Origin of the sequence: Methylobacterium indicum (genome assembly GCF_017347565.1) — a bacterium.
Classification (GTDB): Bacteria; Pseudomonadota; Alphaproteobacteria; order Rhizobiales; family Beijerinckiaceae; genus Methylobacterium; species Methylobacterium indicum.
Genome location: NZ_AP024145.1, coordinates 2,836,547 through 2,854,286, shown reverse-complemented (window position 1 = coordinate 2,854,286; position 17,740 = coordinate 2,836,547). Strand labels below are relative to the sequence as shown.

General features: G+C 73.4%; 18 protein-coding genes. 3 read left to right on the top strand and 15 right to left on the bottom strand.

The annotated features are described in order from the left end of the window. Nucleotides 1-51: 51 nt before the first annotated feature. From miv_RS13400 to miv_RS13380, 5 genes are all read right to left on the bottom strand, one after another. A complete protein-coding gene (locus miv_RS13400) occupies nt 52-369 on the bottom strand; it encodes a DUF6883 domain-containing protein (RefSeq protein WP_207183125.1) in 318 nt (105 codons plus the stop codon). A gap of 24 nt (nt 370-393) precedes the next feature. Continuing rightward, the gene (locus miv_RS13395) at nt 394-645 is read right to left on the bottom strand and encodes a hypothetical protein (protein WP_058618394.1); all 252 of its coding nucleotides are present in this window, start codon (nt 643-645) and stop codon (nt 394-396) included. Nucleotides 646-719: 74 nt separating this feature from the next. After that, nucleotides 720-1,478: an ATP-binding cassette domain-containing protein gene (locus miv_RS13390; RefSeq protein ID WP_207183124.1), complete on the bottom strand. Its 759-nt coding sequence runs from the start codon at nt 1,476-1,478 to the stop codon at nt 720-722. Then, a complete protein-coding gene (locus miv_RS13385) occupies nt 1,459-2,193 on the bottom strand; it encodes an ABC transporter permease (RefSeq protein ID WP_207183486.1) in 735 nt (244 codons plus the stop codon). Before miv_RS13385 ends, miv_RS13390 begins: the two co-directional genes overlap by 20 nt. Nucleotides 2,194-2,223: 30 nt before the next feature. Then, entirely contained in the window at nt 2,224-3,219 is a 996-nt protein-coding gene (locus miv_RS13380; protein ID WP_048429558.1) for an ABC transporter substrate-binding protein, read from the bottom strand. A gap of 177 nt (nt 3,220-3,396) precedes the next feature. Between miv_RS13380 and miv_RS13375 the strand changes: the two genes are divergently transcribed. Then, nucleotides 3,397-3,765, top strand: a complete 369-nt coding sequence (locus miv_RS13375) for a 4a-hydroxytetrahydrobiopterin dehydratase (RefSeq protein WP_048429557.1) — start codon at nt 3,397-3,399, stop codon at nt 3,763-3,765. Here the strand turns inward: miv_RS13375 and miv_RS13370 are convergent. The 8 genes from miv_RS13370 to miv_RS13335 all read right to left on the bottom strand — a co-directional run bounded on the left by miv_RS13370 (nt 3,749) and on the right by miv_RS13335 (nt 14,584). Further along, nucleotides 3,749-5,254 (bottom strand): GGDEF domain-containing protein, encoded by a 1,506-nt coding sequence (locus tag miv_RS13370; protein WP_207183123.1) that lies wholly within the window; start codon nt 5,252-5,254, stop codon nt 3,749-3,751. The two genes, miv_RS13375 and miv_RS13370, sit on opposite strands and share 17 nt — an antisense overlap. A 246-nt stretch (nt 5,255-5,500) precedes the next feature. Further along, nucleotides 5,501-5,722: a hypothetical protein gene (locus tag miv_RS13365; RefSeq protein WP_058618391.1), complete on the bottom strand. Its 222-nt coding sequence runs from the start codon at nt 5,720-5,722 to the stop codon at nt 5,501-5,503. Nucleotides 5,723-5,807: 85 nt separating this feature from the next. After that, entirely contained in the window at nt 5,808-6,659 is an 852-nt protein-coding gene (locus miv_RS13360) for a metallophosphoesterase (RefSeq protein ID WP_207183122.1), read from the bottom strand. A gap of 3 nt (nt 6,660-6,662) precedes the next feature. Continuing rightward, nucleotides 6,663-7,700: a DNA polymerase III subunit delta' gene (locus tag miv_RS13355; protein WP_048429604.1), complete on the bottom strand. Its 1,038-nt coding sequence runs from the start codon at nt 7,698-7,700 to the stop codon at nt 6,663-6,665. Continuing rightward, nucleotides 7,690-8,394: a dTMP kinase gene (tmk, locus tag miv_RS13350; RefSeq protein WP_244748990.1), complete on the bottom strand. Its 705-nt coding sequence runs from the start codon at nt 8,392-8,394 to the stop codon at nt 7,690-7,692. Before tmk ends, miv_RS13355 begins: the two co-directional genes overlap by 11 nt. Further along, a complete protein-coding gene (locus miv_RS13345) occupies nt 8,391-9,632 on the bottom strand; it encodes a D-alanyl-D-alanine carboxypeptidase family protein (protein WP_082171550.1) in 1,242 nt (413 codons plus the stop codon). The genes tmk and miv_RS13345 overlap by 4 nt, the downstream gene beginning before the upstream one ends. Nucleotides 9,633-9,954: 322 nt before the next feature. Beyond that, nucleotides 9,955-11,262 (bottom strand): septal ring lytic transglycosylase RlpA family protein, encoded by a 1,308-nt coding sequence (locus tag miv_RS13340; protein WP_207183121.1) that lies wholly within the window; start codon nt 11,260-11,262, stop codon nt 9,955-9,957. A 175-nt stretch (nt 11,263-11,437) separates the two neighbouring features. Further along, nucleotides 11,438-14,584: an efflux RND transporter permease subunit gene (locus miv_RS13335; RefSeq protein WP_207183120.1), complete on the bottom strand. Its 3,147-nt coding sequence runs from the start codon at nt 14,582-14,584 to the stop codon at nt 11,438-11,440. A 293-nt stretch (nt 14,585-14,877) separates the two neighbouring features. Between miv_RS13335 and miv_RS13330 the strand changes: the two genes are divergently transcribed. Then, entirely contained in the window at nt 14,878-16,110 is a 1,233-nt protein-coding gene (locus miv_RS13330) for an efflux RND transporter periplasmic adaptor subunit (protein ID WP_207183119.1), read from the top strand. A gap of 89 nt (nt 16,111-16,199) precedes the next feature. Beyond that, nucleotides 16,200-16,727, top strand: coding sequence for a hypothetical protein (locus tag miv_RS13325; RefSeq protein WP_207183118.1), 528 nt, complete (start codon nt 16,200-16,202; stop codon nt 16,725-16,727). Here the strand turns inward: miv_RS13325 and miv_RS13320 are convergent. Both miv_RS13320 and miv_RS13315 read right to left on the bottom strand, forming a co-directional pair. Next, nucleotides 16,715-17,446, bottom strand: a complete 732-nt coding sequence (locus miv_RS13320) for a DUF2459 domain-containing protein (protein ID WP_207183117.1) — start codon at nt 17,444-17,446, stop codon at nt 16,715-16,717. The genes miv_RS13325 and miv_RS13320 overlap by 13 nt on opposite strands. Nucleotides 17,447-17,449: 3 nt before the next feature. Continuing rightward, the gene (locus miv_RS13315) at nt 17,450-17,704 is read right to left on the bottom strand and encodes a DUF2283 domain-containing protein (protein ID WP_048429549.1); all 255 of its coding nucleotides are present in this window, start codon (nt 17,702-17,704) and stop codon (nt 17,450-17,452) included. Between the last annotated feature and the right edge of the window lie 36 nt (nt 17,705-17,740).

The following is a 17,740-nucleotide window of genomic DNA, read 5'->3' as shown; positions in this document are numbered from 1 at the left end:
CTTTGCGAGGTAACGGCCCCGTGTCGCGTGAGCTTAACCGTCTGTATCCGCTCAGGACGGGTATGCCGTCACGAATCTGGCAATGTGCCGAGGATTATCGGTTGGGACATGCCAGACGGACAGGATGAAGGGCCTGGTTCCATTCGGCGTCGAGATCGGCCCCTCAAAGACGAGGTTCCGCCCCAAGGGCACGATCCGTGCGGGCCTGGAATGCTCCGGCTTGGCGTGGCGCCACAGGGCTTGCGCCAGTTCGGTCGGCGCATCCCGATGGAAGCCGTGCTTGATGAAGAACTTCGCCTTCGCCGGAGCCGCCCCTTCCGCGTACAGAAGATAATGGGTGAGCTTTGGGAACGGAATGACGAAATCCAACGGCTCGCAGAGGCCGTGTAGCACCTACCCGACTCGCCGGACCGAGCCGATCTGATGCGGATAGATCGTCGCGAGCGCGTGGATGGGAGCTTCGAACTCGACCCCGAACGCGACCGCGTCACCGTAGACCGCAACGATCGTTCCCGTCGCACCGGCCGGTACCGTCCCCCCGTCATCGCTCGCGGCGGGAGTCTTCAATGTCACCACGTCGAGTTCCGCCGGGCTGACGAGCGCCCGGTCCTCGGAGGCGAAAAGGGTGAAGGCGGGTGCGGGCATGGCGGCTTCGAGGGGCTGTGAGGGAAGAAGATAATCGACTCGCCTTGCCACTCAAGGCCGGGCCCTCCGCAGGGTCACCCTTCCGCGACCGTTCCGGGAAATTTCGCCGCGAGGTCCCGGCGCGTCGCCTCCAGCCAGTCGCGGCCGCGCTCCGCCCGCGGGGTCGGCAGCGCCACCTCTCCCGCGAGTCGCGCCGGCCGGCCGGAGAGCAGCAGCAGCCGGTCGGCCACGGCCAGCGCCTCGGGCACGTTGTGGGTCACCATCAGCACCGCCGCGCCGCGCGAGCCTGCGCTGCCGAACACCGCCGCGCGCAGGGACGCGGCCGCCGCGTCGTCGAGGGAGACGAAGGGCTCGTCGAGGACGAGGAGGCCGGGGGCCAAAGCGAGCGCCCGGGCGAGCGCGACCCGCCGGGCCATGCCGAGGGAGAGCGCCCGCGGGTAGCGGTCGCGCCACTCGGCGAGCCCGAGTTCGTCGAACAGCGCGTCGAGGGGTTGCCCGCGCTCGCGCCGCGGCAGGGACAGGCGCACGTTCTCCTCGACGGTCCGCCAGGGCAGGAGCCGCGGCTCCTGGAACACCATGCCGATGCACAAGTCGGGGCGGGTGACGAGGCGGCCCTCGAAGTCGCGGTCGAGGCCGAGCAGGATGCGCAAGGTCGTGGTCTTGCCCGCCCCCGAGGGGCCGATCAGGCACAGGGTCTCGCCGGGCTCGATCGTGACGGCGAGGTCGCGCACCGCCTCGACCGGCTCGGCACCGGCCGGGCGGTAGACCTTGCGGCGGACCGTCAGGGTGAGGAGCGCGTCGGCGGCGGGCATCTTATCGCCAGCGGCGGGCATGGGCGTCCAGGGGCTGGAGCAGCAGGGCGTCGACCGCCAGCATCACGGCGCTGAACACGAGGCTGTAGCCGATCAGCGCCGCGACGTCGAAGAGCTGGAAGTAGTACGAGATGGCGTAGCCGACGCCGTTCGGCCGCCCGAGCAGCTCGACCACCAGCACGATCTTCCAGGCGAGCGAGATGCCCGAGCGCGTCGCCGCCACCGCGAAGGGCTCGAGCTGGGGCAGGAGGACGTGGCGGATCCAGGTCCGGCGGTCGTACCGGAAGGCCTGCGCCATCTCCTCGAGGCCGGGATCGAGCCCGCGGGCGCCCTCGCGCAGGATCACCGCGACGTTCGGCATCTTGTTGAGCGCCACCGCCAGGATCGCCGCGGTCTCGGTCAGGCCGAGCCAGATATAGGCGAGCACCGTGACGATCAGCGCCGGGGTGTTGAGGAGCACGAGCAGCGGCGTGTCGATGAGCTTGTCGGCGGTCCGCGAGCGCCCGAGCGCGATGCCGAGCACCGCGCCCGTCGCCATGGCGAGGACGAACGAGGCCACGACCCGCCACAGCGTGATGCCGATGTTGCGCAACAGGTCGCCCGAGGCCGCCTCCCGCCCCACGAACGCCGCCACCGCCTCGGGCGACGGCAGGGTGCGGGGATCGACGAACCGGCTCGCCAGCCACCAGCAGGCGAGGAGGATGAGGGCGGAGGCGAGGCGGGCGAGGAGGGCCATCAGGCGGCGGCCGGCCCGCAGGGGCACCGCTCAGCCATTCGGCCCGCCGTCCCAGTACAGCCCCTCCGGCAGGGTCGTGGCGGACCCGACCAGGCGCTCGCCGCCCAGCCGCGCCAGCACCGCGTAGAGGCGTTCGGCGTCCTTGCGCTCGGCGGCGGCGGGCCGGCGCGGGATGCCCTCCAGGAAGGCGCGCTTGAGGGTGGCGTAGGTCGCCTCGTCCTCCGCCGCCATCAGCGGGCGCACGGGTGCCCAGGCGGCGTCGCCGGCCTCCAGGGCGCGCTTGGCCCGCGACGAGGCCCGGGCGAAGCCCGCGATCGTGTGCGGCGCGCGCTGCAGCAGCGCCTCGTCGAAGACGTAGCCGAGGAGCGCGATCGGGCCGGTGACGCCGAAGGCCTCGGCGATGCCGTCGGCGCCGATCAGGCGGCGGAAGCCCCTGGCCTCGAGCCGGGCGCAGAAGGTCCAGTAGAGGAGCGCCGCGTCGAGCTCGCCGGTCTCGAGCTTGCGCATCAGGAGCGGCGGTGCGCCGAAGACCGGCTGCGCCTCGCGCTCGAGGTCGCGCCCGTCCTTCTCGCGGGCCCGGGCCCGCAGGAGCAGCCAGTTCTTGTCGAGCGGGCCCCCCGCCACCCCGAGGCGCTTGCCCGCGAGGTCGGCCACCGAGCGCACCGGGCTGTCGCCCGGCACCATCAGGGCGCCCTCGGTCGAGGAATAGGGCAGGAACTTCACCGCCCGGCCCTCCGCCCGCAGGCGCGCGGCCCAGAGCAGGTCGGAGACGATGGTGTCGACCTGGCCGCCCTGGAAGGCGATGCGGGCGGCGTCGCTCCCGGCCAGCCGCACGCCCTCGAGGCTCAGGCCCTCCGCCGCGTCGATCCCCTCCGCCTTGATCACCGCCGCCTCCCACGAGACGGTGCCGAACGGCAGGAGGCCGACCTTCAGGCTGGCCTGCGCGGAGGTCGTCTGGCCTACGGCCCCCCGGAGGGCGAGCGGCCACAGCCCGGCCGCCGCCATCAATCCGCGCCGTGAGAGCATGGGCCCCCTCCTCCTGTCCGGCCGGTTCGTCCGGCCTTGGTGCCGACCGTTGTCGCCGAGAGAGGTAGGCGGCGCAGGCGGCGGCGTCCACCGCTTGCGCGCGGGGGCGCGAGGCCGCACCCTGGGCGGGTCCGCCGCCGCGGTCACTTGTACTCTCGTCGGGACGATGACGACGCCATGCCGAAAGACCAGGTTCTCGACCCCGACGCGATCGCCGCCCGCCTCGCCGACCTGCCGGGCTGGAGCGAGGCCGACGGCTGGATCACCCGCACCTACCGGACGAACAGCTGGAAGGGCACCCTGATGGTGATCAACACCGTCGGGCACCTCGCCGAGGCGGCCTGGCACCACCCCGACCTCACCGCCTCCTATGCCTGGGTCGAGGTGCGGCTCACCACCCACTCGGCCAAGGGCCTGACCGAGAAGGACTTCGCCCTGGCGAGGAAGATCGAGGAGGTGGTCGGCTGGCAGCCGGGGCTTGAGGGCGGCGCGCTGGAGGGGACGCCCACGGATCCGCGCTTCGCCTACATCAAGCACGACCGCTGAGGGCGGCGCGGCGGGGGCGGCGCGCGGGGTGTTCGTGACGGGCCCGGGCGTCCCGCCCGGCGCGCTTGGCGCCGTAGAGCGCCATGTCGGCGGCGTGGACGAGGTCCTCGAAGGCCATGCCCGGCCGGTGCCCGGCGACGCCGCAGGACATCGAGAGCAGGAGCGGCGTGCCGTCGTCGAGGGCGAGCGGCGCGCGGCGCAGGGCCTCGCGCAGGCGCGCCGCCACGACCTCCGCCCGGTCGGGATCGGTCCCGGGGAGCAGGACCAGGAACTCGTCGCCGCCGACGCGCCCGATCGCGTCGGGCGCGCGCAGGACCGTGCGCAGGACCGCCACCAGGTGGACCAGGGCCCGGTCCCCCACCCGGTGGCCGTGCCGGTCGTTGACCTGCTTGAACAGGTCGAGGTCGATCGCGATCAGGCTCACGGCCGCACGGGGGTCCTGGATCGTCGCCAGGGCCGCCTCGCGGAACGCCGCGCGGTTGAGGACGCCGGTCAGGCCGTCGGTGGCGGCGATCCGCGCCAGCTCGGCCCCCCGTGCCCGCAGGGCCTCGGCGCTCTGCGACAGGGAGTCGAAGCTCGCACCCCGGGCGGCGAGCGCCGCCGCCACCGGCAGGCAGGTGAGCAGCAGGATCGCGAGAAAGCCCTGGAACAGGGCGGCCTGCTCGTGCGGATCCGGCGTGATCGTCACGATCGGCCCGTGGCCGCGCAGGGTCGCGATCGTGCCGATCACCGCGATCACCATCACGGCGGCCTTCGTGCCGAGCCGCCCGACCCGGAACGTCACCAGCATCACCGGACCGAACAACGCGAACAGCAGCGGCCGGACGGCGACGAAGAACGCCCCGTAGGCCGCGGCCGCCACCAGGACCTGGAGCCCGACGGCCTCCGCGCGCTGGCGCCAGTCCTTGCGCGCGAAGCAGCGCCCGTAATCGCCCCGCAGGAGCGCGAAGAAGAACGGCGTGAAGATCAGGAGGCCGAGCCCGTCGCTCAGGACCCAGGTGCCGAACGCGGCCGCCAGGTCCTGCCCGAACAGCAGCCGGGCGGTGGCCGCGCCGCCGAGCCCGCTGAGTACCGGGGCGACGAGGCCGCAGACCACGATGAAGCGGCCGACGACGGCGGGCGTGACCAGGAGGTCGTCGCCCGCGGGGCCTTGGTCCGATAATCCTTGACTTGACGATCCTGCGCCCTTGAGCGCGGGCCGGAGCAGGCTCGCCGCGATGGAGACTTCGAGGAGGTTGCACGCACCATAGAGGAGCGGGCCCGCCCCGAACCCGCGCGTCACCGCATTCGCGGCCACGCCGGCAAAGTAGCCGGCGCCGAGCAGGCCCGTCCACGCTCCGGCGCGGCGGTCGAGCAGGGCGGCGAGGACGACCGCGTTGGCCGGCCACACCGTGGCGATGTCGCGCCCGTCGCTGGTGAGATGGATCGTGCCGGCGGCCAGCATGAAGGACAGGAGGCCGACGATGCACGCAGTCCGTCCGTCCGTCATCGCAGGCCTCATGGGGCGACGTGCGGGTCGCACCCACGGCGTGGGCCAACCTCTCGTCCATAAGATGATAGTGCATCCGTTGAGGGTTATCTAACGATGCCGAAATCTTGATATCGGCCGTATTGTATAGAAATATAACAGTGAAATGGAGAAGGGTGGTACTGTCGTGTCTGTTACAACCGCCGCTCTATAATACGAAGTGCTGATCGTCGCCGCGAGACGGGGCGATGCGGCGGGCGGTGCCGCTCAGCCGCCGGTCTTCACCCGCCGGCACTGCGTCTTGAGATAGGCCGTCTGGCCGATGCCATCGCGGACCTCCGAACGGGCGATGATCTCCTGCCAGCCGGTGGCGCAGCCGATCTCGCTCGCGACCCGGGTCTTGAACACGTCGGTGGCGCTCGCCTCCTCGCAATCCTGCACCGGGATCGCATTGGCGCAGATCAGCACCACCGCCAGGAATCCGTTCATGACCCGCATCCTCCGCCGAGACGGGTCATGATGGGGCGCGGCGGCGCAGAACCAACCCGTACCTTGGCCAACCCGGATCCCGGTCTCAGGCCGGAACCGCCGCCACCCGCTCCGGATCGAAGCTGCGGCCCTCGACCGGGTTGGCGAGGCAGCGCGTGCCGTACAGCGCGAGGTCGTGGGCGGCGTGGAAGTGGCCGGAGATCCAGAGGGCCGGCCTGTGGGATGCCGGCAGATCGGCGAGCAGCGTGGTGGCGTAGAAGGCCGGCACCCACCAGGGCACGCCGGGGGCGTCGCGAAACCGGTCGGCGGCCTCCGCGATCGGCGGGTGGTGGGTGACCGCGACGGTCGGTCCGGGATGCGGCCGGGCGAGCGCCGCCATCAGGGCGGCCCGGTCGGCGTCGTGGGCCCCCATCGCGGCGCGCGGCGACCACGGCGTGCCGTCGGACAGCCGGATCGCCCGGTATTCCCGCGAGCCGGTGGCCGGATCGGTCATGCGGGCGGCGGCATAGGCCACCGGGTCGTCGGGCCGGTCGGGGGTCTCGGGCGACAGCCAGCGCCCGGCGAGGCGCCAGTCGCTCCACAGGGTGGCGCCGACGAAGCGCACGCCGTCGATCACCCGGGCCTCGCCGCTTTCGAGCAGCACCACCCGCTCGCGGGAGGCCTCCCGGTTGATCGCCTCCACCCCGGCCCGGAGCGCCGCCAGCAGGTCCGGGGCGGTGCGGGGATCGCCGGCGGGCGCGTAGCGCTCGTGGTTGCCCGGCACCAGCACGATCGGCCGCTCGCCGGCGAGATGCAGGAGCGCGGCGAGCCCTCGCTCCGGCTCGCCCTCCCAGACGTCGCCGGCACAGACCATCACGTCGAAGGGCTCGGCCGGGACCGGCACGGCAGCGAGGGGCCGGCGCTCGAGATGGAGGTCGGAGAGTGGGAAGAGACGCATCGCTCAGGTGCCGAACAGCGACAGCACCACCGGGCGCCGGTCGAGGTTGTAGACCTGTGCCTCCCGGGCGGCCTTCGCGGCGCGCTCGGCGGCGTCGGCCAGCGCGGCGAGGCGGGCCGGCGGCTCGCCCTGGCGGCGTTCGATCTCGGCGGCGAGCCGGCGCTGCACCGCGTCGAGGGCGGTGGCGTAGAGGGCGTCGGCGTCGCGGCCGGCGAGCCGCTCGGCGAGCTTCAGGGCGCGGCGCCAGTCCGGCCGGTCGCCCTGGTCCATCAGGGCCTCGACCTCGTCCACCACCCCGATCGTGTCGGGATCGAGGAGTTCGATCGCGCGGGCGACCGAGCCCTCGCTCAAGGCGGCGGCCCGCTCGATCAGTTCCGGCGGCCGCGTGGAATGCGGCGCCCCGAGGCCGCGCAGCACCTGCGCCACCGCCCCGGTCGGCAGCGGCCGGAGGGCGAGGCGGCGGCAGCGCGAGCGGATGGTCGGCAGGAGGCGCCCGGGGGCGTGGCTGACGATCAGGAACAGCGAGCGCGGCGGCGGCTCCTCGATCACCTTCAGGAGGGCGTTGGCGCTGGCGAGGTTCAGTTCGTCGGCGCAGTCGACGATGCAGATCCGGTAGCCGGCATCGGCGGAGGTCGCCGAGAAGAGGTGCAGCGCGCGCCGCGCCGCGTCGACGCCGATCTGGGTCGGGATCGTCTTGGCGCCGGGGGCCTTCTGGCGGCGCAGCAGCACGAGGTTGGGATGCGCCAGCCCGGCGACCTGGCGGGCGACCGTGTGGCCGGGGGGCAGCGCCAGGGTGTCGGGCGTGCCGTGACCGTCGCCCCGCGCCAGGAGGTGGCGGGCGACCCGGAAGGCCAGCGTCGCCTTGCCGATGCCCTTCGGGCCGCCGATGAGCCAGGCATGGTGCAGCCGTCCGGCGCCGATCGCCTCGCGGAAGGCGCGCTCCGCCGCCTCCTGGCCGAGCAGGTCCTGGCGGTCGCGCGGGCGCGGCACGCCCGGGACCTCGCCGATCTCGGCCTCGTCGTCCCGGATCTCAGGCGGCATCGGAGACCCCCGGGGCGAGGTGCGGCAGCCGCACCGCGACCGCCGCCCGGACCGCCCGGGCCACGGCGTCGGGCGTGGCTTGCGCGTCGATCACGACGCAGCGACCCGGCTCGGCCTCGGCGATGGCGCGGAAGGCCGCCCGCAGGCGCTGATGGAAGTCCAGGGCCTCGGCCTCGAACCGGTCGGGCGCGCTCGCGGCGGCGCGGTCGCGCTGGCGGGCGCGGGCGAGCCCGATCTCGGGGGCCAGGTCGAGGATCAGGGTCAGGTCCGGCCGGGTCGGGCCGACCACGACCCGCTCCAGGGCGGAGAGCGTCTCGGGCTCGAGGCCCCCGGCCGCGCCCTGGTAGGCCCGGGTCGAGTCGCTGAAGCGGTCGCACACCACCACGGCGCCGCGCGCGAGGCTCGGGCGGATCAGGGTCGAGAGGTGGTCGAGCCGGGCGGCGGCGAAGAGCAGCGCCTCCGCGAAGGGGCCGTGCGGCTTGGCGATGCCGGAGAGCACCGCGGCGCGGATCCGCTCCGCCCGGGGCGAGCCGCCGGGCTCGCGGGTGGTCACCACCTCGCGGGGGCCGCCCTCGGTGCCGGCCCGCAGCCAGGCGGCGAGCCGCGCGATCTGGGTCGACTTGCCGGCGCCCTCGCCGCCCTCGAAGGTGATGAAGCCGCCGGCACGACCGGTCGCGATGGGCGCGTCGGTCACGACTTGCTGGTGATCCGGCTGAGGGCCTGGCGGAACCAGCCGGTACCGACCTCGAGCGCCGCGTCGAGGGCGCGCTGGGTCATGGTGCCGGCGGGCACGGCCTCGGCGGTGTAGAGGGGCATGTCGAGCACCACCTGCTCGCCGCGGGTGACCTTGAGCCGGCCGACCTCGCGGCCTTCCTCCACCGGCGCGGTCAGCGGGCCCTGGTAGACGGCCCGCGCCACCAGCCGGTCGCTGTTGCCCCGCGGCAGCATCAGCCGCACCGGCTTCTTCGTCACGAGGGGCACCCGGCCCTTCTCGGCCCCGAAGGTCTCGGCCTCCGCCACGGTCTCGCCGGCATTGAAGATCTGGCGCGCCTCGAAGGCGCGAAACCCCCACTCGATCAGCTTGCGCGATTCCGCGGCGCGGTCGCGGGCGGTCTTGAGGCCGCTCACCACCAGGACCAGGCGCTGCCCGTTCTGCACCGCCGAGCCGGTCAGGCCGTAGCCCGATTCCTCGAGGTAGCCGGTCTTCAGGCCGTCGGCGCCGATGTCGAGGGTGAGGAGCGGGTTGCGGTTCTGCTGGCGGATCTTGTTCCAGGTGAATTCGCGCTCGGAGAAGAGCTTGTAGTTCTCCGGGTAGGTCTCGATCAGGTGGATGGCGAGCTTCGACAGGTCGCGGGCCGTCACCTTCTGGTCGGGGGCCGAGTAGCCGGTGGCGTTGCGGAAGGTCGAGCGCTCGAGGCCGATCTCCTTCGCGTGCCGGTTCATGATCTGGGAAAAATTGTCCTCGGTGCCGGCGACGCCCTCGGCCGCCGCGATCGCCGCGTCGTTGCCGGACTGCACGATGATGCCGCGCAGGAGGTCGGGCAGCTTCACCTTGCTGTTCAGCTGGGCGAACATCGACGAGCCGCCGCCGCCCGCGCCGCCGCGGCGCCAGGCATTCTCGCTGATCGTGAACTCGGTGTCGGGGCCGAGCTTGCCCTTGCGCATCTCGTCGAAGAGCACCTCGACGGTCATCAGCTTGGCCATGCTGGCGGGCGAGAACGGCTCGTCGGCGCCCTTCTCGAACAGGATCGCGCCGGTATCGGCGTCGATCAGGATGGCGTGCGGCGCCAGCGTCTGGAAGGCGGGAGTCTGGGTGGCCTGCGCCCGCGCGTCGGTGACCGCCAGCGACGTCCCGAGGAGGGCCGCCAGGGCCAAGGCGGCGGCACGGCGCGTAAGCGCCCTGCCCGCTCCGGTGGTCGCTGTCACACGCATGAACCTGCCGCCTTGCCGCTACCGCACGAAACCCGGGCAGATCGGGAGACCTGCCGACCGGGACACCTGCCGCACTGTGCCGCTCCGCTCCGGCACGCGCAACCGCGCCTGTGCCGCAGTGCGGGATGGGGAACCGTTTTGGGTGTGGGCGCCGGCGGGCGAAGCGCAGGCTGCGTCGAGCCGACACGCCTCGCATCCGTCGATTCACGCCACGGCATCCCCCGCACCGCGTCGGTCCGGAGCGGCGCAGCGGACCCGGAACGACGATGGAGGACGGGAGACCGCTCCCGAGACCAAAAACGGCTCTCGCGCCGGTCCGCCCTCAATACATTCCCGCCACCTTCGAGCGCGTCGGCATGCCGGGCTTGCGGCCGGTGTTCTTGGTGTCGGTGTTCTTGGTGTCCTCCCGGTCGCCCTTCTGGGCGCCGGCGAGACGCAGGGGCGGCGCGATCGGCAGCGGTCCGGTCTTGGTGGCGGTCTTGACGGCAGCCTTGGCGATCACGGTCGTCTTCGGCGCGGCCGGGTGCGCGGCGGCGTGCATCGCCTGCGCGAGCGAGGCGCGGTCCGTCGCCGGGTGGCTCGCGAAGGCGAGGGCTTGGCTCGGCGCGGCGGGCTTGTGGGTTGCGGCAACCGCCGGGGCAGCCGCCGCCTTGGGCGTGCGCGGCGCGGAAAGGCCGGGATTCAGGCCCTCGACGGCGGCGACGCGGACGGGAGCCGGCAGGCGGGCGCTCGGCGCCCGGGGCGCCTCGGCGATCCGGACGGGGGCCGGTGCGTGCGGGGCCGCCCGGACGGGCGCCGGACGGCGGGATTCGGGCTCGGCCTCGGCGAGCTGGACCGGGGCGACGACCCGCGGCGTCTCGACGATCGGGCGCACCGGCTCCGGCTCGGGCTGGCGGAACGCGAACGGCTTCGCGTCGTCACCCGCATCCGCCACCATGATGTTGGCGCCAAAGGGCGAGCCCGCGGGCGTGCCGTCGGTGCGCAGGGTCGCCATCAGCTTGCGGTCGTCGCTGCCGCCGACCGAGGCCTTGCCGACATACTCGACCCGGACCTTGGTGGTGCCGCGGCGGCGGAAGTCGAGCGCCTCGGCCACCGCCTGCGACACGTCCATCAGCCGGTCGGCGTGGTAGGGCCCGCGGTCGTTGACCCGCACCACCATCGAGTGGCCGTTCTGGAGGTTGGTGACCCGGGCGTAGCTCGGCAGCGGCAGGGTCGGGTGCGCGGCGGCGACCGAGAAGCGGTCGAAGATCTCGCCGTTGGCGGTCTGGCGGCCGTGGAAGGCGGTGCCGTACCAGGAGGCCAGGCCCTCGCGCACGTAGCCCCGCGCGTCCTGGCGCGGCACGTAGGTGCGGCCGGCCACCACGTAGGGCTTGCCGGTCATCTGCCGGCCGCCGCCCTTGGGGATCTTGTCGTTCTCGCCGTAGAGCCGCGGGCTCGCGGCGACGCCGTATTTCGGGTCGATCTCGCGGCCGCCGCTCCGCACCGCCAGGTTCTTGGGCGTCGGCCCGGCGCAATTGGCCGCCGCGAGCGCGATTCCCGCCACCGCGGCCCACTTGACGACCGGCACAGGCCGGAGGGCCCCCCGCTCCGTCGACGGACGCGGAGAACCGCTCTTCGAAGATCCCGCCATCGATCCCTCGGATCCCGCGCCGCTCCGAGGCTGCCCACCCGGTCCGGGGAGCAGGCCTCAGGGCCGCACGGGGTTACGCTGCACTCGAGCGAAACCCTGCCGGCCCTGCGTAAACGAAAGCGTAACGGTGAGCGTCGCGCGAGTCCCGTCCACACCCATCCACAGGCGGGCGGCCCTACTCCGCCGGATGCGCCACCCCGCGCGGGCCCTCCTCGGCCTTGCGCCCGCGCCGCGCCACCAGACGCTCGGCCGCGACGTAGAAGACCGGGGTGACGAACAGGGTCAGCAGCGTCGCGACGAGGAGCCCGCCGATCACCACCGTGCCCATCGAGATCCGGGCATTGGCGCTGGCGCCCGAGGCGACGGCGAGCGGCACCGAGCCGAGGATGAAGGCGAAGGAGGTCATCAGGATCGGCCGCAGCCGCAGCCGCACCGCGTCCCGGGCCGCCGTCACGGGATCCTCGCCCTTGGCGCTGAGGTCGCGGGCGAAGGAGACGAGCAGGATCGCGTTCTTGGCCGCCAGCCCGACGAGGAGCAGGAGCCCGATCTGCCCGAAGATGTCGAGGGGCAGGTCGCGGAGCGCCAGCGCGCCGACGGCGCCGAACAGGGCGAGCGGCGTCACCAGGATCACCACGAAGGGCAGCCGCAGGCTCTCGTACTGGCCGGCGAGCAGCAGCACGATCATCACCACGCCGAGCCCGAAGATCAGCGGCGCCCAGCCGCCGGCGATCTTCTCCTGGTAGGCGACCTCGGTCCATTCCACCGCGTAGTCGGTCGGCAACGCCGTGTCGGCGAGGCGCTCGATCGCCGCGATCGCCGCGCCGGAGCTCGCGGTCTCGGCGGTGTCGACCGCGATCTCGATCGCCGGGTAGGTGTTGTAGGACAGGACCGCCGTCGGCCCGCTGACGAAATGCGGCGTGACGAGCGCGCCGATCTGCACCGGCTCGCCGTTCTTGTTCGGCACCGTCAGCCGCGCCAGGTCCTGGATCGTGCGCCGCCCCTGCGACTCGCTCTGGACGTAGACCTGGTAGACGAAGCCGAACTTGTTGAAGAGATTGACGAAGGACGAGCCGACATAGGTGCCGAGCGCGTCGAACAGCGATTGGAGGCTGACGCCGAGCTGCTCGGCCTTGGCCCGGTCGATGTCGAGGCGCAGCTGCGGCACGCCGTAGCTCGTGGTGGCGGTGGCGCCGCCGACCTCGGGCAGCCTCTTCAGCTCGGCGATGAAGCCCTCGGCGGTTTTGGCGAGGGTGAGGCCGCCCGCGCCGCTGCGATCCTGCAATTCGAGCGTCAGGCCGCCGCGGGACCCCAGCCCCGGCAGCGGCGACGGATCGACGATGCGCAAGACCCCGTCCGGGTGGTTCTTGAACTGCTTCCTCAGCCGCCCGATCACGTCGGCGACCGTCTCCTCGCGCTGGTCCCAGAGCTTCAGGGTCGGGATCTGGAAGCCGTAGAACGGCGCGGTGACGTCGGCCAGGATGCCGCGCCCGGCGACCCCGATCGTGCCGGCGACGGAGGGCTCGGCCAGAGCCGCACGCCCCACCTCCTCCACCATCGCGGCGGTGCGGGCGACGGAGGCGCCCTTCGGCATCGCGATGTCGGCGAAGAAGTAGCCCTGGTCCTCCTGCGGCACGAAGGCGCTCGGGCGGCTCGTCACCATCCAGGCCGTCAATCCGGCAAAGACCAGGAACACGAGCCCCGTCGCGACGAGGTGGCGCGACAGGCGCCCGACCGAGCCGACCGCGACCCCGGTCGCCCGGTCGAGGCCGGCGTTGAACCAGCGCAGCGGCGCCCGCCAGCGGCTCCGGTGGGCCGCCTTGTCGTGGGGTCGCAGGAGCAGGGCGCACAGGGCCGGCGTGAGGGTGAGCGAGACGAGGGCCGAGATCAGCACCGAGATCGCGATGGTGAGCGCGAACTGGTTGTAGAGCTGGCCGGTCAGCCCCGGGATGAAGGCGACCGGCACGAACAGGGCGGCGAGCACCAGGGTGGTGGCGATGACCGGGCCCGCCACCTCGTTCACCGCCTCCCGGGCGGCCGCGCGGGGCTCCTGGCCCTCCTCCATCAGCCGCTCGGTGTTCTCGACCACGATGATCGCGTCGTCGACCACGAGCCCCACCGCCAGCACCAGCCCGAGCAGGCTCAGGGTGTTGAACGAGAAGCCGAGCGCCGCCATCGGCCCGAAGGTGCCGACGAGCGCCACCGGCACGGCGATCGCCGGGATCAGGGTCGCGCGCCAGCTCTGCAGGAACAGGTAGGTGATCACGACGACCAGCACGATCGCCTCGATCAGGGTCTTGATCACCTCGTGGATCGAGGCGGTGACGAACTCGGTGCGGTCGAGGGCGATGCGGTAGTGCAGGCCCGGGGGAAAGCGCTTGGCGAGGTCCTTCATGGTGGCGTGGACGCCCTTCATGACCTCGACGGCGTTGGCCTCCGGGTTCTGGTACAGGCCGAGCGAGGCGGCGGGCGCGTTGTCGTAGGTCGAGCGGCTGCCGTACTGCTCCGCGCCGAGCTCGACCCGGCCGACGTCGCGGATGCGCACCACCGAGCCGTCGGGATTGGCCCGGATCACCACGTCGGCGAATTCCCTGGGCTCCGTCAGGCGGCCCTTGGTGACGATCTGCAGCTCGAAGGCGGGGGCGTCGCGCACCGGCTCCTTGCCGAGCGAGCCCACGGTGATCTGGGCGTTCTGCTGCTCGACCGCCTGGACGATCTGGCCCGGGCTCAGGCCCAGCGACTCCATCCGGGCCGGGTCGAGCCAGACCCGCATCGCGTAGCGCTTGTTGGAGAAGTTGACGATGCGGCCCATGCCGGCGACCCGGCGCAGGGGCTTGATCACCTGGGTCTCGGCCCAGTTCGACAGGAAGAGCTCGTCGTAGCGGTCGCCGTCGCTGTAGAGCACCACGTTGCCGAGGCGCTGGCGCGACGATTTCACGATCTCCAGGCCCTGGTCGCGCACCGCCTGCGGCAGGCGCGATTCGGCCCGCTGGGCCCGGGTCAGCACGTCGGCGGCGGCGGCGTTGAGGTCGGAGCCGACCTCGAAGGTCGCGTCCATGCCGACGCTGCCGTCGGCGTTGGTGGTCGAGCTGATGTAGATCAGGTTCTGCGCGCCGTTGATCTCCTGCTCGAGCGGGATCGCGATCGCCTCGTAGGCCTGCTGCGCCGTGGCGCCCGGATAGGTCGCCTGGATGTTGATGATCGGCGGCGCGATCTCGGGGAACTGGGCGATCGGCAGGGAAAAGCCCGCCACGGCCCCGATCAGGGTGATGAGCACCGAGATCACGCCCGCCAGGACGGGCCGGTCGACGAAGGTGGCGAACATCCCGTGTCCCGGTGCGCCGCCGACGGCCGGCGGGGCCGCCGCGAGCCGCCGGGCCCTGGAGACGGCCGCCTCGGGGCCCGCGACGGGAATGTGAAAAGCTCTCGTGCAACGCGATCGTGTCCGAGGGTGTTCCCCCCGGCAGGCCGGCGCCCCGCCCCTGCGCCGGCAGGATCGCCGCAGGGCAGCCCCGGATCCGGAACCCGGGACTCGCTCCGGGTCTTCTGGTCCCTGCGGGCCGCCCGTCGGCGGGTCCCGCGCCGGCGGATCGTGCGTCGTCGAAGGAGCCCGGTATCGTGCGCGCAGGTTTTCGCTACGGCCTCGTCGGTCTGGCCGCGCTCGCGGCGGGCGCCGGCCTCTGGTGGGGCCTCGGCCATCCGCTGCCCCGGGGCGTGTCCGGGGCCCTGCCCGGCCCGGTGGCGCAGCTCCTGGCGCCGGCGGCGGCCCCGAAACCCCGTGTGCCCGAGGCGCCCGAATTCGCCGTCGCGGTGGCGCGGGCGGCCACCCAGACCGTGCCGGTCGCCTTCTCGTATACCGGCACGGTGATCTCGCCGAAGGATGCCGCGCTCCAGCCCCGGGTCACCGGCGTGGTGACGGAGCGCCCCTTCGAGCCGGGCGGCCACGTCAAGCAGGGCCAGGTCCTGTTCCGCATCGACCCTCGGCCCTTCGAGGTGGCCCTGCGCACGGCGGAGGCCCAGCGCGCGCAGGCGGCGGCGCAGCTCGACTTCGCGGATGCCGAGGTCGACCGCACCCAGCCTCTCGCCGACAAGGGCTACGCCTCCGAGCAGCGCTTCCAGCAGCTCGAGAGCAACCGCCAGGTCGCCCGCAGCCGGGTGCAGGAGGCCGAGGCCGCCATCGCCCGCGAAAAACTCAACCTCGACTACGCGGTGATCCGCGCGCCCTTCGACGGGCGCTCCAGCCTCTCGGACGTCAATGTCGGCGACCACGTCAACGCGAACACGACCCAGCTCGTCAGCGTGGTCCAGGTCGACCCGATCGAGGTGCAGGTGGCGCTCTCGGCCGAGGATTCGGAGGCGGTGCGCGCCGCCCTCCGGGAAAACCGCGCCTTCATCCAGACCCTCGACGGCCAGGGCAAGCCGGAGCGCAAGGCGACCGTCTACAAGCTCGACAACCGCTTCGACCCCCGCACCGCCCGCCGGCTGATCCGGGCCTGGCTCGCCAATGCCGACGAGCGCTACCTGCCGGGCGAGTTCGTGCGCACGCAGGTGCAGGTGGGCACCGAGGAGCGCCTGCTGGTGCCGACGGTCGCCCTGTCGGCCCAGCTCGACCAGCGCATCGTCTGGCGCGTCGACGACGACGGCAAGGTGGCGATGGTCCCGGTCACGACCGGGGAGGAGTTCGGCGACCGCACGGCGATCCTCAAGGGCCTGAAGGCCGGCGACCGGATCGCCACCGACCACCTCCAGCTCCTGCGCCAGGACCAGCGGGTCGGGATCGGGGAGGAGGACGCGCCCGCGCGTCAAGCCGCGAACGAGCCCGCCGGCCCCCCCGGCCGCGCCGTGCGCTGACGCACGGCGCCGGAGCTTGCCGCGGCGAAAGTCCGGACGCTACGGTTGGCGGGACCCCCCCGCCACGGCACGCGAGCGACCGCCCCCGCATGATCTCGTCCGAGACCGCGTCTCCCGATGCCGCCGATCCCAGGACGCCTCGGGACGAGACGCCCCCTCGCGAGGCTGCGACCGAGGCCCCCCCGCCCCGGACGTCGTTCGGCGCTGCCCCGCGCTTCTCGGTCGTGACCGCCGGGCCGGACGAGGTCGAGCTCGTGGTGGCGTTCGGGCCGCGGGACTACGCGGTGCGCCTCGCCCCCGCGGAGGCCGCCGAGCTCGGCGTGGCCCTGCTCGCCACCGCCTCGGTGGCGGCGGATGCGGCCCAGACCGTGCCGGCGGGCACACGGGTGGAGAACTGCTTCTTCCCGGTCCTCGGCTGGACGGCCGGCGAGGTCGGCCCGGGAATGCCGGCGCTCGCGCTGCGGCTCGCCGAGGGCACCGAGATCGCCGTCCAGTTCGACCGCGCCGCCGCCCGGGCCTGCGGCCGCGACCTCGCCCGCAGCGGCCGGGTGCCGTTCCGCGAGCGCCTGCGGCGCATCCTCCGGCGCCGCGCACCGGCCGGTCCTCAGGGCGCCTGAGCGCCCGCCCGCCAGGCGAGATCGAGGGCGAGGCCCCGCGGCAGGGTATCGAGGAGCGGCGTCACCGGCAGGCCGGCCGCGTGGAGGAGTCCGGCGCTCCAGTGGTTGCAGACGTGGAAGAGGCCGAAACGCCCTTGCGCCTCGTAGAAGAGGCTCGGGCCGTAGAGCCCGGGCCCCGCCTCGACCGGGCGGCCGTCCCGCAGGGTGAAGGCGGCGGCGAGCGCCGCGGCGAGGCGCCCGAACCCCGCCCGCGACAGGTGCAGGGTCACGATTCCGGCGCCCCGAAAGGTGCTCGCGTCCGCGATCCCGACGACGTGCAGCACCGCCGGGCGCCCGCCCGGGGTGAACAGGGCCCTGAGGGCCAGCCGCCAGTCGAGGGCGCCGAGCGTCGGCACGGCGCGGTAGAAGCCGGCATCGCCCCAGCCGATCTCGAGCGCCGGGTAGGCGCCGAAACGCTCGGTCACCCCGACGAGGGCGCCGCTCCCGGCCTGCGCGGCCGCCCGGGCCAGCGCCTCGCGGGGCAGGAGCAGGCCGGAATGCCAGGCATTGGCGACGAGCCGCACCGTGACGGCGTCGTCGCCGGGGGGCGGCGGGTAGAGGGCGGGATCGCCGGCCTTCGCGGTAAGCCAGGCCGCCAGGGCGAGGCCGGCGGCGAGGATGAGGACGAGCGGGGCGGTGCGCCGCAGGGTGCGCAGGAGGAGGCGCAGGCCGCGTCGCATGCGTCAGGCCGCCTCGACGAGCCGCCGCAGCTCGCGGTCGATCGTCGGGCCGCCCGCGGAGGCGGCAAGAATCTCGATCCCCGCGACGGCGCCGGCGGCATCGTAGGCGACGCGCAAGCCCGGCCGGACCTCCCGGCTCGCCACGGCCTCCGCATCGCCGAAGCGGACGGACAGCACGTCGGACCGTGTGTCGTAGCGGCCGGTCACCGGGCGGCGGGAGGGTTCCGGCGAAGACGGAGGGGCGAGCGTCTGGCTCATGCCTGTGCAGGTTTCCGGGGTGGCGGTGATGCTCGC

What these genes read in the sequence shown, in the direction of transcription:
- miv_RS13355 (WP_048429604.1), bottom strand. Translation starts at nt 7,700, where the DNA reads ATGCCGCCTGAGATCCGGGACGACGAGGCCGAGATCGGCGAGGTCCCG.
- miv_RS13380 (WP_048429558.1), bottom strand. Translation starts at nt 3,219, where the DNA reads ATGCTCTCACGGCGCGGATTGATGGCGGCGGCCGGGCTGTGGCCGCTC.
- miv_RS13325 (WP_207183118.1), top strand. Translation starts at nt 16,200, where the DNA reads ATGATCTCGTCCGAGACCGCGTCTCCCGATGCCGCCGATCCCAGGACG.
- miv_RS13385 (WP_207183486.1), bottom strand. Translation starts at nt 2,193, where the DNA reads ATGGCCCTCCTCGCCCGCCTCGCCTCCGCCCTCATCCTCCTCGCCTGC.
- miv_RS13335 (WP_207183120.1), bottom strand. Translation starts at nt 14,584, where the DNA reads ATGTTCGCCACCTTCGTCGACCGGCCCGTCCTGGCGGGCGTGATCTCG.
- miv_RS13375 (WP_048429557.1), top strand. Translation starts at nt 3,397, where the DNA reads ATGCCGAAAGACCAGGTTCTCGACCCCGACGCGATCGCCGCCCGCCTC.
- miv_RS13345 (WP_082171550.1), bottom strand. Translation starts at nt 9,632, where the DNA reads ATGCGTGTGACAGCGACCACCGGAGCGGGCAGGGCGCTTACGCGCCGT.
- miv_RS13390 (WP_207183124.1), bottom strand. Translation starts at nt 1,478, where the DNA reads ATGCCCGCCGCTGGCGATAAGATGCCCGCCGCCGACGCGCTCCTCACC.
- miv_RS13365 (WP_058618391.1), bottom strand. Translation starts at nt 5,722, where the DNA reads ATGAACGGATTCCTGGCGGTGGTGCTGATCTGCGCCAATGCGATCCCG.
- miv_RS13395 (WP_058618394.1), bottom strand. Translation starts at nt 645, where the DNA reads ATGCCCGCACCCGCCTTCACCCTTTTCGCCTCCGAGGACCGGGCGCTC.
- miv_RS13315 (WP_048429549.1), bottom strand. Translation starts at nt 17,704, where the DNA reads ATGAGCCAGACGCTCGCCCCTCCGTCTTCGCCGGAACCCTCCCGCCGC.
- miv_RS13320 (WP_207183117.1), bottom strand. Translation starts at nt 17,446, where the DNA reads ATGCGACGCGGCCTGCGCCTCCTCCTGCGCACCCTGCGGCGCACCGCC.
- miv_RS13360 (WP_207183122.1), bottom strand. Translation starts at nt 6,659, where the DNA reads ATGCGTCTCTTCCCACTCTCCGACCTCCATCTCGAGCGCCGGCCCCTC.
- miv_RS13340 (WP_207183121.1), bottom strand. Translation starts at nt 11,262, where the DNA reads ATGGCGGGATCTTCGAAGAGCGGTTCTCCGCGTCCGTCGACGGAGCGG.
- miv_RS13370 (WP_207183123.1), bottom strand. Translation starts at nt 5,254, where the DNA reads ATGACGGACGGACGGACTGCGTGCATCGTCGGCCTCCTGTCCTTCATG.